12 protein-coding genes and 1 pseudogene are annotated in these 14939 nt (G+C 71.1%); 12 read left to right on the top strand and 1 reads right to left on the bottom strand.

Translation table 11 applies throughout. The features are described from left to right. The first annotated feature begins 43 nt into the window (after nt 1-43). The 5 genes and pseudogenes from OG542_RS18335 to OG542_RS18315 all read left to right on the top strand — a co-directional run. Entirely contained in the window at nt 44-916 is an 873-nt protein-coding gene (locus OG542_RS18335) for a type II secretion system F family protein (RefSeq protein ID WP_328412196.1), read from the top strand. After that, nucleotides 913-1701, top strand: coding sequence for a type II secretion system F family protein (locus OG542_RS18330; RefSeq protein WP_311126975.1), 789 nt, complete (start codon nt 913-915; stop codon nt 1699-1701). Before OG542_RS18335 ends, OG542_RS18330 begins: the two co-directional genes overlap by 4 nt. A 67-nt stretch (nt 1702-1768) precedes the next feature. After that, nucleotides 1769-1978 (top strand): DUF4244 domain-containing protein, encoded by a 210-nt coding sequence (locus OG542_RS18325; protein ID WP_184594616.1) that lies wholly within the window; start codon nt 1769-1771, stop codon nt 1976-1978. Continuing rightward, entirely contained in the window at nt 1965-2324 is a 360-nt protein-coding gene (locus OG542_RS18320; RefSeq protein WP_328412193.1) for a TadE family type IV pilus minor pilin, read from the top strand. The genes OG542_RS18325 and OG542_RS18320 overlap by 14 nt, the downstream gene beginning before the upstream one ends. Beyond that, nucleotides 2321-2605, top strand: a pseudogene (locus OG542_RS18315) (Rv3654c family TadE-like protein); the annotation flags it as partial. The gene OG542_RS18320 and the pseudogene OG542_RS18315, both read left to right, overlap by 4 nt. Nucleotides 2606-2645: 40 nt before the next feature. Here the strand turns inward: OG542_RS18315 and OG542_RS18310 are convergent. Then, nucleotides 2646-5231, bottom strand: coding sequence for a DEAD/DEAH box helicase (locus OG542_RS18310; RefSeq protein WP_328412191.1), 2586 nt, complete (start codon nt 5229-5231; stop codon nt 2646-2648). A 78-nt stretch (nt 5232-5309) separates the two neighbouring features. Here OG542_RS18310 and bldG point away from each other — a divergent pair, with 78 nt between their 5' ends. The 7 genes from bldG (at nt 5310) to topA (ending at nt 14853) form a co-directional block, all read left to right on the top strand. Beyond that, nucleotides 5310-5651 carry an anti-sigma factor antagonist BldG gene (gene bldG / locus OG542_RS18305; RefSeq protein ID WP_003991900.1) on the top strand — a complete coding sequence of 114 codons (342 nt, stop codon included), beginning with the start codon at nt 5310-5312 and terminating at the stop codon, nt 5649-5651. A 133-nt stretch (nt 5652-5784) separates the two neighbouring features. After that, on the top strand, nt 5785-6222 hold the full coding sequence (locus OG542_RS18300; protein WP_184594622.1) for an ATP-binding protein: 438 nt from the start codon (nt 5785-5787) through the stop codon (nt 6220-6222). A gap of 274 nt (nt 6223-6496) precedes the next feature. Further along, the gene (locus tag OG542_RS18295) at nt 6497-8902 is read left to right on the top strand and encodes a sodium-translocating pyrophosphatase (RefSeq protein ID WP_328412189.1); all 2406 of its coding nucleotides are present in this window, start codon (nt 6497-6499) and stop codon (nt 8900-8902) included. Nucleotides 8903-9096: 194 nt separating this feature from the next. Next, entirely contained in the window at nt 9097-9678 is a 582-nt protein-coding gene (locus OG542_RS18290) for a small secreted protein (protein ID WP_261680345.1), read from the top strand. A gap of 117 nt (nt 9679-9795) precedes the next feature. Beyond that, a complete protein-coding gene (locus tag OG542_RS18285) occupies nt 9796-11325 on the top strand; it encodes a DUF7059 domain-containing protein (RefSeq protein ID WP_328412187.1) in 1530 nt (509 codons plus the stop codon). Between the two features lie 255 nt (nt 11326-11580). Further along, nucleotides 11581-11778 (top strand): hypothetical protein, encoded by a 198-nt coding sequence (locus OG542_RS18280; protein ID WP_328341693.1) that lies wholly within the window; start codon nt 11581-11583, stop codon nt 11776-11778. Between the two features lie 246 nt (nt 11779-12024). Further along, nucleotides 12025-14853 carry a type I DNA topoisomerase gene (gene topA, locus OG542_RS18275; protein WP_328412185.1) on the top strand — a complete coding sequence of 943 codons (2829 nt, stop codon included), beginning with the start codon at nt 12025-12027 and terminating at the stop codon, nt 14851-14853. Nucleotides 14854-14939: the final 86 nt, after the last annotated feature.

The raw sequence follows: 14939 nt of genomic DNA, 5'->3' as shown, positions 1-14939 counted from the left end.
ACTGGGAGGGCCGAGTGATGACAGGGACTGAAGGGGTCGAGTGATGGCGGGGGTGGCTGAGATGTCGATGGGGGCGGCCGTGGCGTGCATGGGGGCGGCGGTCTGGCTGTTGGGGGAGCGGGACTCGGTGGCGGGTCGGGCGCGCTTGCTGCTCGCGGGCGGCGGAGCCGTCGGGAGTGGGCCGCCCGGGTGGTGGCAGGTGACAGGTGGGCTGCGAAGGGTCCGCGGGCGGTTGCGGGCCGAGTGGTGGTCACCGGTGGCCGGGCTGGTGCTGGCGGTGCTCGGGGCGTCGGTGCTGCCGGTCGTCCTGGGAGCGGCCGGGGTGCCGCTGTTGCGGCGGGTCCGGCTGGCCGGTCGGGCTGGGCGTGACCGGGAGAGTCGGGCGGAAGCGGTGATCGCGTTGTGCGGGGCGCTCGCCGGCGAGGTGCGGGCCGGACGTCAGCCGGGTGAGGCGCTGTTGCGCGCCGCGCGGGACTGCGGGGGGCCTGTGGACGCGCAGGCGACGGTTCTGGCGGCGGCGCGCTTCGGCGGCGACGTGCCGGGGGCGCTCGAGGCGGCGGCCCGGCAACCGGGGGGCGAGGGGCTGCGGGGGCTCGCGGCGTGCTGGCGGGTGGCCGTGGACCAGGGCGCGGGGCTCGCGGCCGGACTCGACCGGCTCGCCGCCGCCCTGCGGGCCGAGCGGGACCAACGCTCCGATCTACGCGCCCAGTTGGCTGGCGCCCGGGCCACGGCGGTGATGCTCGCCGGCTTGCCGGCCCTGGGGCTTCTCATCGGCACCGCCCTCGGCGCCGAGCCCCTCCATGTGCTGCTGCACACCCCGGCGGGCCTGGGCTGTCTGGTGGTCGGCGGGGTGCTGGAGGGCCTGGGGCTGTGGTGGGTGCTGCGGATCGTGCGGGACGCCGAGGAGGTGGCATGAGCGGGGAAGTTGTCCACAGGCTGGGGGTGGCGGTGGGGATCGTGCTGGCCCTCGGGTGGGCGGTGCGGTGGCTGACGGAGGCGCGGCGCCGCCGGAGGATGCGGCGACGGCTGGCCGAGCTGTCGTCCCGGAAGGCGACCGCTCCCGTCCCGCGCCTCGCCTTACGCCGGGCCGCGCGGACATGGCTGCCTCCTGCGGGTGTGGCGTGCGCCGGGTGGGCGCTGGTCGGAGGCCTCGTCGGTGCCGCCGTGGGACTGGCCGGTGCGGTGGGGATGTGGCGGTGGCGGCTTCGGCAGGAGGCGGTGGGTAAGGCCGCGCGGGCACCCGACCTCGCCGAGACGGCGCGGCAACTGCCCCTCGCGGCCGATCTGCTGGCGGCCTGCATCGCGGCGGGTGCCGGCCCGGTGATCGCGGCGCAGGCGGTGGGCGAGGCCCTGGGCGGCCCTGTGGGCCACGCCCTGGCGCGTGGCGCGGCGGAGGTCCGGCTGGGCGGCGAACCGGGCGCGGCCTGGCGGAGGCTGGCCGCCGTGCCGGGCGCCGGAGGCCTGGCCCGGCTGCTCGAAGGGGCCGGTGTGTCCGGACTGCCCGCCGCCGCACCGGTCGCACGGCTCGCCGCCGAGGCCCGAGCCGACTGGGGCCGCGCCGCGACGGCCAGGGCGCGCCGGGCGGGCGTCATGGTCAGCGCACCGGTCGGGCTGTGCTTCCTGCCCGCGTTCATCGCGGTCGGCGTACTGCCCGTGGTGATCGGGCTCGCGGGCGGGGTGCTCGGAGGGGGTGGTGGCTGACGCGGACAAGGGCCCGAGAGAAGCCGGCGACACGAGACAGAAGTTCGTATTTTTTACGGAGGTTGAGATGTATCAGGTGGTACGGGCACGGCTGCGTGCCCTGGTGTGCGGAATGCGTGCGGCGCGGAGGGACGCGGGGATGGTCACGTCCGAGTACGCGATGGGAATCGTCGCGGCGGTGGCGTTCGCGGTGGTGCTCTACAAGGTCGTCACCAGCGGCGCGGTCAGCGCGGAGTTGCAGAGCGTCGTGACGGAAGCCCTCAATGCGCGGATGTGAGCGGGGCTCGGACCGGGGGTTCGTCACGGCGGAGTCGGCTGTGGTGCTGCCCGTACTGGTGATGTTCGCGATGGCGTTGGTGGCGGGTCTGCTGGCCGTGGCCGCGCAGATCCAGTGCGTGGACGCGGCACGGACGGGCGCTCGCGCTGCGGCCCGCCAGGACCCGCCTGACGCGGTCGTGCGGCTGACCCGCGAGGCGGCGCCGCCCGGCGCGAAGGTGACCGTCAGCCGGGAAGGGGAACACGTCCGGGTGATCGTCGTGGCCGAACCGCCGGTGCTGCGCGGGCTGTCCTTCGCCGTGCGCGAGGAGGCCGTGGCGTCGGTGGAGGAGGCGGTGGGCACATGAGACGCCGGGGCATGACGCCCGCCGTCTCGGACCGGGGTTCCGCCACCGTCTGGAGCGTCGGGGCGATCGCCGTCCTGTGTGTGGTGTTCGGCGTCGTCCTCGCGCTGGGACAGGCCGTCGCCATCCGGCACCGAGCGGCGGGCGGTGCGGATCTCGCGGCGCTCGCGGCGGCGGACCACTGGGCCGAGGGCGGTACGGCGGCCTGCGCCCGGGCCGGCCGGGTGGCCCGGGCACAGGGCGTCCGGCTCGTGCGGTGCGAGATCGTCGGCGAGATCTCGGACGTGACTGCGGCGTCGGGACGCGGGCCGTTCACGGCGGAGGTCAGGGCGCGGGCGGGGCCTCCGACGGCTCCCCTGGAGCTCCCGTCGGCGGCGGGGAGGACGCGGGCCGGTTCTCCAGCGGCTCCTCCGGACCTCCGGTCGGCTGCCCGGCCGCCACGTTCTCCTCCGTCTCCTTCTCCTCGGGGGCGCCCTCCAGCAGCACCGTGAGCAGCCGCACCGCCCCCCTCTTGTGCAGCGGGTCGTTGCCGTTGCCGCACTTGGGGGACTGGATGCAGGACGGGCAGCCGGCGTCGCACTCGCAGGAGGAGATGGCCTGGCGGGTGGCGGTCAGCCAGGTGCGGGCGGTGTGGAAGGCGCGCTCCGCGAAGCCCGCGCCGCCGGGGTGGCCGTCGTAGACGAAGACCGTGGGCAGCAGCGTGTCGGGATGGAGCGGGATCGACACGCCGCCGATGTCCCAGCGGTCGCAGGTCGCGAAGAGGGGCAGCAGGCCGATCGACGCGTGCTCGGCGGCGTGCAGGGAGCCCCCGAGGATCTCCGGGTTGATCCGGGCCCGGTCCAGTTGGTCCTCGGTGACGGTCCACCACACGGCCCGGGTGCGGAGCGTACGAGGAGGGAGGTCGAGTTTCGTCTCGCCCAGCACTTCACCGGTGATGAGCCGTCTGCGGAGGAAGGAGACGACCTGGTTGGTGACCTCGACCGAGCCGTAGCAGAGGCGGCCGTCGCCCCAGGGGATCTCGGTGTCGGTCTCCAGGACGGAGATGGACGTCGTGTCGCGGGCGACCGTGGAGTACGGCGGGGCGGCCTCCTCGACGAGGGCGACGGAGTCCTCCATGTCCAGGGAGCGCACCAGGTAGGTGCGGCCCTGGTGGAGGTGGACCGCGCCTTCGTGCACCGTCGAGTGCGCGGCACCGGCGTCGACCGTGCCGAGCAGCCGGCCCGTGCCGGTCTCGACGACCTGGACCGGGCGTCCGCCCTCGCCACGGATGTCGGTCAGGTCGGCGGCGCGCTCGCGGCGGGTCCAGTGCCAGGCCTTGGTGCGGCGGCGCAGCAGCTTCGCGGCCTCCAGCTGCGGCAGGAGACCCTCGCAGGCCGGGCCGAACAGGTCGAGGTCCTCGTCCGTCAGGGGCAGCTCCGCAGCGGCCGCGCACAGGTGCGGGGCCAGCACATAGGGGTTGTCCGGGTCGAGGACCGTGGACTCGACGGGCTGGTCGAACAGGGCCTCCGGGTGGTGGACCAGGAAGGTGTCCAGCGGGTCGTCGCGGGCCACCAGGACGGCCAGCGCCCCCTGCCCGGACCGTCCGGCCCGGCCCGCCTGCTGCCACAGGGAGGCGCGGGTGCCCGGGTATCCGGCGATGACGACCGCGTCCAGGCCGGAGATGTCGATGCCGAGTTCGAGGGCGTTCGTCGCGGCGAGGCCCAGGAGTTCACCCGAATGGAGGGCGTGTTCGAGTGCGCGGCGTTCTTCCGGGAGATAGCCGCCCCGGTACGCCGCGACACGCCGGGCCAGCGACCGGTCGACCTCGGCCAGGCGCTCCTGGGAGATGACCGAGATCAGCTCGGCGCCGCGCCGGGAGCGCACGAAGGCGACCGAGCGCACGCCCTGCAGGGTGAGGTCGGTCAGCAGGTCGGCGGCCTCGGCGGTGGCCGTGCGGCGGACGGGGGCGCCCTTCTCGCCGTGCAGCTCGGTCAGCGGCGGCTCCCACAGGGCGAACACCAGTTCACCACGCGGGGAGGCGTCGTCGGCGACCTCCAGCACCGGCAGGCCGGTGAGGCGGCGGGCCGCCACCGAGGGCTCGGCGGCGGTTGCGGAGGCCAGCAGGAACACGGGCGAGGCGCCGTAGCGGGCGCACAGGCGGCGTAGCCGGCGCAGCACCTGGGCGACGTGCGAGCCGAACACGCCGCGGTAGGTGTGGCACTCGTCGATGACGACGTACTTCAGCGATTTCAGGAAGGAGGACCAGCGGGGGTGGGACGGAAGTATGCCGCGGTGCAGCATGTCCGGGTTGGTCAGGACGTAGTTGCCGTACTGGCGGATCCATTCGCGTTCCTCGAACGGAGTGTCGCCGTCGTAGACGGCCGCGCGCACCGAATGGCCCAGTGGATGTGAAAGTTCCTTCACCGAACGGCACTGGTCCGCCGCAAGGGCCTTGGTGGGGGCCAGGTAGAGGGTGGTCGCGCCGCGGCCGTTCGGGGCCTCGGCGCCCTCCAGAAGGGTGGACAGAACCGGCACGAGGTACGCCAGGGACTTGCCGGAGGCCGTGCCCGTGGCGACGACGACCGAGTGGCCGTCCAGCGCGTGCTCGGCCGCACGCGCCTGATGGGCCCAGGGGTGCTCGATGCCCGCGGCGTGCACGGCGGCGACGACTTCCGCGCGGATCCGGTCCGGCCAGACGGCATGCCGACCCTCGCGCGGGGGCAAGTGCTCCGTATGAGTAATGCGCGAAGCCCTGCTCGGACCGGACGCGAGCCGGTCCAGGACCACGCCCGGCGCGGGTCGGGAGGCGGGGTCCGTCGGGGTTCGATCGGATCGGTGATTCTTGGCCATCGGCACCGAGTGTGTCACTGGCGTGACGGACAATGGAGCCAAGGCGTCGTGCACGCCTGCCGGTAAGTGATTGAATGCCATCGCGGCTGGCGAAGCGTCCAAGGGCTGAAGCCGAGTGCCCCAAGGGCGACCGCTCGATAGCAAGGTGCTGGAGGATCCGTGGACCTGTCCCTGTCGACCGAGACCATGGGCGATCGCACGATCGTCAGGGTCGGTGGCGAAATCGACGTATATACCGCGCCCAAGCTGCGCGAGCAGTTGGTCGAGCTGGTGAACGACGGCAGTTTCCACCTTGTCGTCGACATGGAGGGCGTGGACTTCCTCGACTCCACCGGACTCGGCGTACTGGTCGGCGGCCTGAAGCGCGTGCGAGCCCATGAGGGCTCCCTGCGCCTGGTCTGCAACCAGGAGCGCATTCTGAAGATCTTCCGTATCACCGGCCTCACCAAGGTGTTCCCGATTCACACCTCGGTCGAGGAAGCGGTGGCGGCCACCGACTGACACCGGACCCGGGCCTCGCGCCCGGGCCGGCCGAAGCATGGCAGAGGTTCGGAAGAAGTGAAGACCGAGGGGGCCCGGGCTTTCGGCGGCCCGGAGCCTCCCGACAGCACGCCCGTAGTTGCGAGGGGGATGCATGGCCACCGTTGAGCTCCGCTTCAGCGCGCTGCCCGAGCACGTCAGGACCGCCCGGCTGGTGGCGGCAGCGGTGGCGCGCAGGGCCGGGGTGGACGAGGCCGTCCTCGACGAGGTCAGGCTCGCCGTCGGCGAGGCGTGTACCCGTGCCGTCGGGCTGCACCAGACCGTAGGGATCTCGGCACCTGTGAAGGTGCTGCTGATCGAGGAGGAGAAGCAGTTCTCCATCGAGGTCGGCGACGAGGCCCCGCACGCGGTCCCGGGCGAGCACGCGCCCGGCGCCGGTCCCGGCGACCCCGACGGCGAAGCCGACGAGGACGAGATGGGCCTCGCGGTCATCAGCGGACTCGTCGACGATGTCGAGGTCAGCGCGGGAGAGCACGGCGGATTGATCAAGATGACGTGGCCGACCACGCCGCCGCCGACGATTCTGGTCTGAGCCGGCCACGACGTACACCGTTCCAGACGAAGGGCCCCACCCGTGGGGCCCTTCGTCATGTGCGGCTGTCAGTGCTCGCCTTTACAGTAGTTCCTGTGCCGTTCACCGCGTGAATTCGTTCACGATCATTCGCGTGCTCCACGGACGCCTCGGAATGCTTTCAGGGCATTACCTCGGAAGTCCAATTCCGTTTATCGCGCTCTGTTTTGATCAGGTTCCGGTACCTACAATCCCGTCCACATCTTGAGCTCAGCCCAAGCGTCAAGGAGGACGAATGGCGGGGCTTTTCAACTCACCACAGTCGGGCCATCCCACAGACCTCGCAGCCGCCGTACTGACCGATGGCAACCGCGTCCTCATCGTGGTCATCGCGGTCGTCGCGCTGGCGGCACTTGCGGTCGCGGGGGTCCTGGTACGCCAGGTACTCGCGGCCGGCGAGGGCACCGACAGCATGAAGAAGATCGCGGCTGCGGTCCAGGAAGGCGCGAACGCCTATCTGGCACGGCAGCTTCGCACGCTCGGCGTATTCGCCGTGGTCGTGTTCTTCCTGCTCATGCTGCTGCCCGCGGACGACTGGAATCAGCGTGCCGGACGTTCGGTGTTCTTCCTGATCGGAGCGGCGTTCTCGGCGGCCACTGGCTATATCGGCATGTGGCTCGCCGTACGCAGCAATGTGCGTGTCGCCGCGGCGGCGCGTGAAGCCACACCGGCGGCAGGCGAGCCGGAAAAGGATCTGACCGCCGTCTCGCACAAAGCGATGAAGATCGCATTTCGCACGGGCGGCGTGGTCGGCATGTTCACGGTGGGCCTCGGCCTGCTGGGCGCCTCGTGCGTGGTGCTGGTGTACGCGGCCGACGCGCCGAAGGTGCTCGAGGGCTTCGGCCTCGGGGCCGCGCTCATCGCGATGTTCATGCGGGTCGGCGGCGGCATCTTCACCAAGGCCGCCGACGTCGGCGCCGACCTGGTCGGCAAGGTCGAACAGGGCATTCCGGAGGACGATCCGCGCAATGCCGCGACCATCGCCGACAACGTGGGCGACAACGTCGGCGACTGCGCGGGCATGGCGGCCGACCTCTTCGAGTCGTACGCCGTCACCCTGGTCGCCGCGCTAATCCTGGGCTCGGCGGCCTTCGGCGACGCCGGGCTCGGCTTCCCGCTGCTCGTGCCGGCGATCGGTGTGATCACCGCGATGATCGGAATCTTCGCGGTGGCGCCCCGGCGTGCCGACCGCAGCGGCATGAGCGCCATCAACCGCGGGTTCTTCATCTCCGCGGTGATCTCGCTCGTGCTGGTGGCGGTGGCCGTGTTCGTCTACCTGCCGGGGAAGTACTCGGAGCTGGACGGCGTCACCGACGCCGCGATCCTGGGCAAGGACGGCGATCCGCGGATCCTCGCGCTCATCGCGGTGGCCATCGGCATCGTGCTCGCCGCCCTGATCCAGCAACTGACCGGTTACTTCACCGAGACCACCCGCCGGCCCGTCAGGGACATTGGCAAGACCTCGCTCACGGGTCCGGCCACCGTCGTCCTCGCCGGTATTTCCGTCGGTCTCGAATCCGCCGTCTACACCGCCTTGTTGATCGGCCTCGGCGTGTACGGGGCGTTCCTGCTCGGCGGTACGTCGATCATGCTGGCGCTGTTCGCGGTGGCGCTGGCCGGCACCGGCCTGCTCACCACGGTCGGCGTGATCGTCGCGATGGACACCTTCGGGCCGGTCTCCGACAACGCGCAGGGCATCGCGGAGATGTCCGGTGACGTCGAGGGCGCGGGCGCGCAGGTGCTCACCAACCTGGACGCGGTCGGCAACACCACCAAGGCGATCACCAAGGGCATCGCGATCGCCACGGCCGTGCTCGCGGCGGCGGCGCTGTTCGGGTCGTACCGCGACGCGATCATCACCGGCGCGCGGGACGTGGGCGAGAAACTCAGCGGGGAAGGCGCCCCGATGAGCCTGATGATGGACATCTCGCAGCCCAACAACCTCGTGGGTCTCATCGCGGGTGCGGCGGTCGTCTTCCTCTTCTCGGGGCTGGCGATCAACGCCGTGTCGCGGTCGGCGGGTTCCGTGGTCTACGAGGTGCGGCGGCAGTTCCGCGAGAAGCCCGGGATCATGGACTACAGCGAGCAGCCGGAGTACGGCAAGGTCGTCGACATCTGCACCAGGGACGCGTTGCGCGAGCTCGCCACGCCCGGTCTGCTGGCCGTGCTGGCGCCGATCTTCATCGGGTTCACGCTCGGCGTCGGGCCGCTCGGCGCGTTCCTGGCGGGCGCGATCGGCGCGGGCACGCTGATGGCGGTGTTCCTGGCCAACTCCGGTGGCGCCTGGGACAACGCCAAGAAGCTCGTCGAGGACGGTCATCACGGAGGCAAGGGCAGTGAGGCCCACGCGGCGACCGTGATCGGCGACACCGTCGGCGACCCGTTCAAGGACACCGCCGGTCCCGCGATCAACCCGCTGCTCAAGGTCATGAACCTGGTGTCGCTGCTCATCGCGCCCGCGGTGATCAAGTTCTCCTACGGCCCGGACAAGAGCATCGGTATGCGGATCCTGATCGCGGCGCTCGCGTTCGCCGTGATCGCCGGGGCGGTCTACGTGTCAAAGCGGCGCGGCATCGCCGTAGGTGACGAAGACAACGCCGAACCGGAACCCAAGTCACCGGATCCGGCGGTGGTTTCGTAGGGAAGTCCGTCGAGCCCCAGCTCAAGGTGCGGGCGGGCGGCGCGCGTTGGCGCGTCGTCCGCCCGCACCGTGTGTCCGCACCACCACGTCGTGAGCCTTATCTCGCTTGGAGCAAAAGGTAACAAAAAGGTCTTAATGGGTGCTCGGCGTGGGGTTGCCGTGCATCTGGCGTGTATGTTCCGGGGCCGAGAGCCATGGAAGGGACCAAACCGGTGAACAAGAAGCTCGCGGCCGCACTGTCCGGCGGTGCGGTACTGGTACTGGCGCTGTCGGGCTGCGGCGGCGACGACAACGAGAAGCTGGACTCCTGGGCCAAGGACGTCTGCGACGCCGTACAGCCGCAGGCCAAGAAGATCGAGTCGGCCAATGCCTCGATCCAGAAGGAGACCTCGGACAACAGCACACCGGAGGACGTCCAGAAGACCGACGCACAGGCCTTCCAGGACATGTCCGACGCCTACAAGGCGATCGGGACCGCGGTGAACAAGGCCGGCGCGCCGGACGTCGAGAACGGCGAGAAGAAGCAGAAGGACGCGGTCACGGAGCTCAACACGATCTCCGCGTCGTACGCCTCGCTGAAGAAGCAGGTCGACGGGCTCGACACGAAGGACCAGGGCAAGTTCGCCGACGGTCTCAAGGACATCGCCACCGAGCTGGACAAGCTCAGCAAGAGCGGGAACGACGCGCTCAGGAATTTGGAGGAGGGCGAGGTCGGCCAGGCGATGGCCCGGCAGTCGAGCTGCAAGGCGGCGACGGGGCCGGCGTCGGCGACCTGAGGACATGTGGTGCCGGGGACCGCTGAGCCGGAGTGACCGCCGAGGCGAGCAGGGCAGGCGCACCCGATCCCCGGCACGGGCAGGTGCGCCGGCGGTGCCGGCGGCCACAATGGGGGCGTGAGTAACGCCAGCCAGTCACCCCTGTCCCCGCTGCCCGCCCCCGACCGCCCCGAGGTCGCCGCCCGGCTCCGGGACGCCCTGCTCGGAGCCTCCTTCACCGCCGACGGACTGCTCGAACTGCTCGGCGCCCCCGCGTACGCGGCGCTGGCCCGGAGCGAGACCGTGCCCGCACTCCGGGCGACCCGCGGGGACACTCCGCTGGAGATGCTCGTCCGGCTGTTCCTGCTCCAGCAACCCGTGCCGCACGCGCGCGTGGCGGACGTCCTGCCCGTCGACGCCTGCCTGGCGACCGGCTGGCTCAAGCACGCCGGCGCGGACGAGCTCGCCGCCACCGTGGACGTGCGGCCGTACGGCGGGCCCGGCGGCGAGGACTGGTTCATCGTGTCGGACCTGGGCTGCGCGGTCGGTGGCGCCGGCGGGATCGGCAGCCGCGACGAGGGAGTCGTCCTGGGCGTCGGCGGCGCCTCCACGACCCTCGCCGGCATCACCGTCCGTACGCCCGTCGGCGCCGCCCTCGACCTCGGCACCGGTTCCGGTATCCAGGCGCTGCACGCGGCCCGGCACGCCACACGCGTGACGGCCACCGACCTCAACCCGCGCGCGCTGCACATCACCGGTCTCACGCTGGCCCTGTCCGGCGCCCCGGCCGCCGATCTGCGCGAGGGCTCCCTCTTCACCCCGGTCCGGGACGACGAGACGTACGACCTGATCGTCTCGAACCCGCCGTTCGTGATCTCTCCCGGTGCCCGGCTCACCTACCGCGACGGCGGCATGGGCGGGGACGATCTGTGCCGCACGCTCGTTCAGGAGGCTGGGGAGCGGCTGAACGAGGGCGGTTTCGCGCAGTTCCTCGCCAACTGGCAGCACGTGGAAGGGGAGGACTGGCAGGACCGGCTCAGGTCCTGGGTGCCCCGGGGCTGCGACGCGTGGATCGTGCAGCGCGAGGTGCAGGACGTCAACCAGTACGCCGAGCTGTGGCTGCGGGACGCGGGCGACCACGAGGGCGACGCGGCGCGGTACCAGGCGCGGTACGACGCATGGCTCGACGAGTTCGAGGCGCGCAAGGTGAAGGCCGTCGGGTTCGGCTGGATCACCCTGCGCAGGACGGGCGCCGCCGTGCCCTCCCTCACGGTGGAGGAATGGCCGCATCCGGTCGAGCAGCCGCTCGGGGACACCATCAGGGCCCACTTCGACCGGATCGACCACCTGCGCGGCCACGACGACGCCGCCCTGCTCGAAGGGCGCTTCCGGCTCGCCGCCGAGGTCGTGCAGGAACAGGTCGGGCTGCCCGGCGCCGAGGACCCCGAGCACGTCGTGCTGCGCCAGAACCGCGGCATGCGCCGGGCGACCCGGGTGGACACGGTCGGCGCGGGCTTCGCGGGCGTCTGCGACGGCACGATGAGTGCCGGCCGCATCCTCGACGCCATCGCCCAGCTGATCGGCGAGGACCCGGTGCTGTTGCGCGACCGCACACCGGCACAGATCCGGCTGCTCGTGGAGCAGGGGTTCCTGGATCCGGTCCGCTGAGGGAGCCCGGCGAGGCGGCGCCGGGCGAGGCGGGGCCGGGCGAGGCGGGGCCTGAGGGGCCCGGCGAAGAGGCCCGCCAATAAATTTCGAGTCGATTTGAACACCTCGTCCCGCACGGGTCCCGAGGGGCCGGTCCTCCCAAATCCACAGCCGCGTCGCCCCGGCGTTCACCTACGGTTCGCCTGCCCGCCGCCCACGCGTGTCAGCCTCCCGGGGCTGGAGAGTCGCGGACCGGGGAAAAGGGGCACGGGGGCCATGGAGAGCGAACCGGCGATCTTCGCGGGAGCGGTGTTCTCCCTGTTCGGAGGCGGACTGCTGGCGTGGACCGTGACGCGCGTACGCCGGCACCTGCCCGTCGCCGAAGGTGTGAGGCCCGTCGCATCGGCGACCCTCGCGAGCGTCGTCGCGGTGCTCGCCCTGACGGTCGGAACATGGTGCTTCACCCGCCTCTGAAGCCCGTATCGGCGTCGCGCCCGCCGGTAATCAAGAGATCGCGCTCCGCATAGGGCCGGGCCTGGTCCGGGCACTCCGGGCGGCAGGAATGGTGGTAGTCGGGTTACCGTTCGAGTGGCCGTTGCGGGCTTTTCCCGTTTGACACGGGGGCGGGCTGTACCGTCACACTCCGCAGCGTCACCACGACCCAGCCCCGGGCAAGCGACTCCGGGGAGGCCCCAGCGTCGACCGGAGAGAAGAGCGAAGTTGTCCCCGACCAGCGAGACCGCAGAGGGCGGCCGCCGACTCGTCATCGTCGAGTCGCCTGCCAAGGCGAAGACGATCAAGGGCTATCTCGGGCCCGGATACATCGTCGAGGCGAGCGTCGGGCACATCCGCGACCTTCCCAACGGCGCCGCCGAGGTGCCCGAGAAGTACACCGGCGAGGTCCGCCGCCTCGGTGTGGACGTCGAACACGACTTCCAGCCGATCTATGTGGTCAACGCCGACAAGAAGGCACAGGTCAAGAAGCTCAAGGACCTGCTGAAGGAGTCCGACGAACTCTTCCTCGCCACCGATGAGGACCGCGAGGGCGAGGCCATCGCCTGGCACCTCCAGGAGGTGCTGAAGCCCAAGGTCCCGGTCAAGCGGATGGTCTTCCACGAGATCACCAAGGCCGCGATCCAGGCCGCCGTGGCCAACCCGCGCCAGCTCAACCAGAAGCTCGTCGACGCCCAGGAGACCCGCCGCATCCTCGACCGCCTCTACGGCTACGAGGTCTCGCCGGTCCTGTGGAAGAAGGTCATGCCGCGGCTGTCCGCGGGCCGTGTCCAGTCGGTCGCCACCCGGCTCGTCGTCGAGCGGGAACGCGAGCGCATCGCCTTCCGTTCGGCTGAGTACTGGGACCTGACGGGCACCTTCGCGACCGGCCGCGCCGGAGACTCGTCGGACCCGTCGTCGCTGGTCGCGCGCCTCCAGACCGTCGACGGCAGGCGGGTCGCGCAGGGCCGCGACTTCGACTCCCTGGGACAGCTGAAGAGCGCGAGCACCCTCCACCTCGACGAGGCGAACGCCCGCGCCCTGGCCGCCGCCCTGGAGAACACGCAGTTCTCGGTGCGGTCCGTCGAGTCCAAGCCCTACCGCCGCTCGCCGTACGCCCCGTTCCGTACGACGACGCTGCAGCAGGAGGCCAGCCGCAAGCTCGGCTTCGGCGCGAAGGCGACGATGCAGGTCGCGCAGAAGCTGTACGAGAACGGCTACATCACGTACATGCGTACGGACTCCACGACCCTGAGCGACACGGCGGTCGCCGCCGCCCGCGCCCAGGTCACGCAGCTGTACGGCGCCGACTACCTGCCGCCGCAGCCGAGGACGTACGCCGGGAAGGTCAAGAACGCGCAGGAGGCCCACGAGGCGATCCGCCCCTCGGGTGATCGTTTCCGCACTCCCGCCGAGACCGGACTGACCGGCGACCAGTTCAAGCTCTACGAGCTGATCTGGAAGCGGACCGTCGCCTCCCAGATGAAGGACGCGACCGGCAACAGCGTCACGGTGAAGATCGGCGGCGCGGCGGCCGACGGCCGGGACGTCGAGTTCAGCGCGTCCGGCAAGACGATCACCTTCCACGGCTTCCTGAAGGCCTACGTCGAAGGCGCCGACGACCCGAACGCCGAGCTCGACGACCGTGAGCGCCGGCTGCCCCAGGTCTCCGAGGGCGACGCCCTGAGCGCCGAGGAGATCACGGTCGACGGGCACGCCACCAAGCCCCCGGCCCGCTACACCGAGGCCTCCCTGGTCAAGGAGCTGGAAGAGCGCGAGATCGGCCGCCCGTCGACGTACGCGTCGATCATCGGCACGATCCTCGACCGCGGGTACGTCTTCAAGAAGGGCACGGCCCTGGTGCCGTCCTTCCTGTCCTTCGCCGTGGTCAACCTCCTGGAGAAGCACTTCGGGCGGCTCGTCGACTACGGCTTCACCGCCAAGATGGAGGACGACCTCGACCGCATCGCCCGCGGTGAGGCGCAGTCCGTGCCGTGGCTGAAGCGGTTCTACTTCGGTGAGGGCACAGGCGAAGGCGGTGCCGCCGACGCCGGCAACGGCGACGGGGACCACCTCGGCGGCCTCAAGGAGCTGGTGACCGACCTGGGCGCGATCGACGCGCGCGAGGTGTCGTCGTTCCCCGTGGGCAACGGCATCGTGCTGCGGGTCGGCCGCTACGGGCCGTACATCGAGCGCGGCGAGAAGGACACCGAGCAGCACCAGCGCGCCGACATCCCGGACGACATGGCGCCGGACGAGCTCTCGGTCGACCTCGCGGAGGAACTGCTCGCCAAGCCGAGCGGTGACTACGAACTGGGCCCCGACCCGGCCACCGGCCACACGATCGTCGCCAAGGACGGCCGCTACGGCCCGTACGTGACGGAGATCCTCCCCGAGGGCACCCCGAAGACGGGCAAGAACGCGGTCAAGCCGCGTACGGCCTCCCTCTTCAAGACGATGTCCCTGGACACGGTGACTCTCGACGACGCCCTCAAGCTGATGTCGCTGCCGCGCGTCGTCGGCGCCGACGCCGAGGGCCAGGAGATCACCGCGCAGAACGGCCGCTACGGCCCGTATCTGAAGAAGGGCACGGACTCGCGCTCCCTCCAGGCCGAGGAGCAGCTCTTCACGATCACGCTGGAGGAGGCGCTGGCGATCTACGCCCAGCCGAAGCAGCGTGGCCGGGCGGCCGCCAAGCCGCCGCTGAAGGAACTGGGCGAGGACCCGGTCAGCGGCAAGCCGGTCGTCGTCAAGGACGGCCGCTTCGGCCCGTACGTCACCGACGGCGAGACCAACGCGACCCTGCGCTCCGGCGACAGCGTCGAGGAGATCACCCAGGAGCGCGGTTTCGAGCTCCTCGCTGAGAAGCGTGCGAAGGGGCCGGCGAAGAAGACCGCGAAGAAGGCGGCCAAGAAGGCCCCGGCGAAGAAGGCGACGGCCAAGAAGACCGCGGCGAAGAAGACCACGACCGCGAAGAAGGCGACGGCCAAGAAGACCACCACGGCGAAGAAGACGGCGGCCAAGACGGCGACTGCCTCGAAGCCGGCGGAGGACTGAGGCCCGGTCAGGACCCGTTGAGGACCTGTTCGATACCCGGGCCGCCCAGGCCCGGGTCTTCGCCCAGGGTTCGGAAAGCGAACGCC

Origin of the sequence: Streptomyces violaceus, from assembly GCF_036014075.1 — a bacterium.
Lineage (GTDB): Bacteria > Actinomycetota > Actinomycetes > Streptomycetales > Streptomycetaceae > Streptomyces > Streptomyces violaceus.
Note: the sequence above shows the minus strand (reverse complement) of the source record. Positions and strands in the feature narration are given on the sequence as shown.

Excerpts from the sequence above, each read along its gene's own strand:
- OG542_RS18295 (WP_328412189.1), top strand. The coding sequence starts at position 6,497 with ATGGCGGGGCTTTTCAACTCACCACAGTCGGGCCATCCCACAGACCTC.
- OG542_RS18300 (WP_184594622.1), top strand. The coding sequence starts at position 5,785 with ATGGCCACCGTTGAGCTCCGCTTCAGCGCGCTGCCCGAGCACGTCAGG.
- OG542_RS18330 (WP_311126975.1), top strand. The coding sequence starts at position 913 with ATGAGCGGGGAAGTTGTCCACAGGCTGGGGGTGGCGGTGGGGATCGTG.
- OG542_RS18290 (WP_261680345.1), top strand. The coding sequence starts at position 9,097 with ATGGAAGGGACCAAACCGGTGAACAAGAAGCTCGCGGCCGCACTGTCC.
- OG542_RS18320 (WP_328412193.1), top strand. The coding sequence starts at position 1,965 with ATGCGCGGATGTGAGCGGGGCTCGGACCGGGGGTTCGTCACGGCGGAG.
- OG542_RS18325 (WP_184594616.1), top strand. The coding sequence starts at position 1,769 with ATGTATCAGGTGGTACGGGCACGGCTGCGTGCCCTGGTGTGCGGAATG.
- OG542_RS18280 (WP_328341693.1), top strand. The coding sequence starts at position 11,581 with ATGGAGAGCGAACCGGCGATCTTCGCGGGAGCGGTGTTCTCCCTGTTC.
- OG542_RS18310 (WP_328412191.1), bottom strand. The coding sequence starts at position 5,231 with ATGGCATTCAATCACTTACCGGCAGGCGTGCACGACGCCTTGGCTCCA.
- OG542_RS18335 (WP_328412196.1), top strand. The coding sequence starts at position 44 with ATGGCGGGGGTGGCTGAGATGTCGATGGGGGCGGCCGTGGCGTGCATG.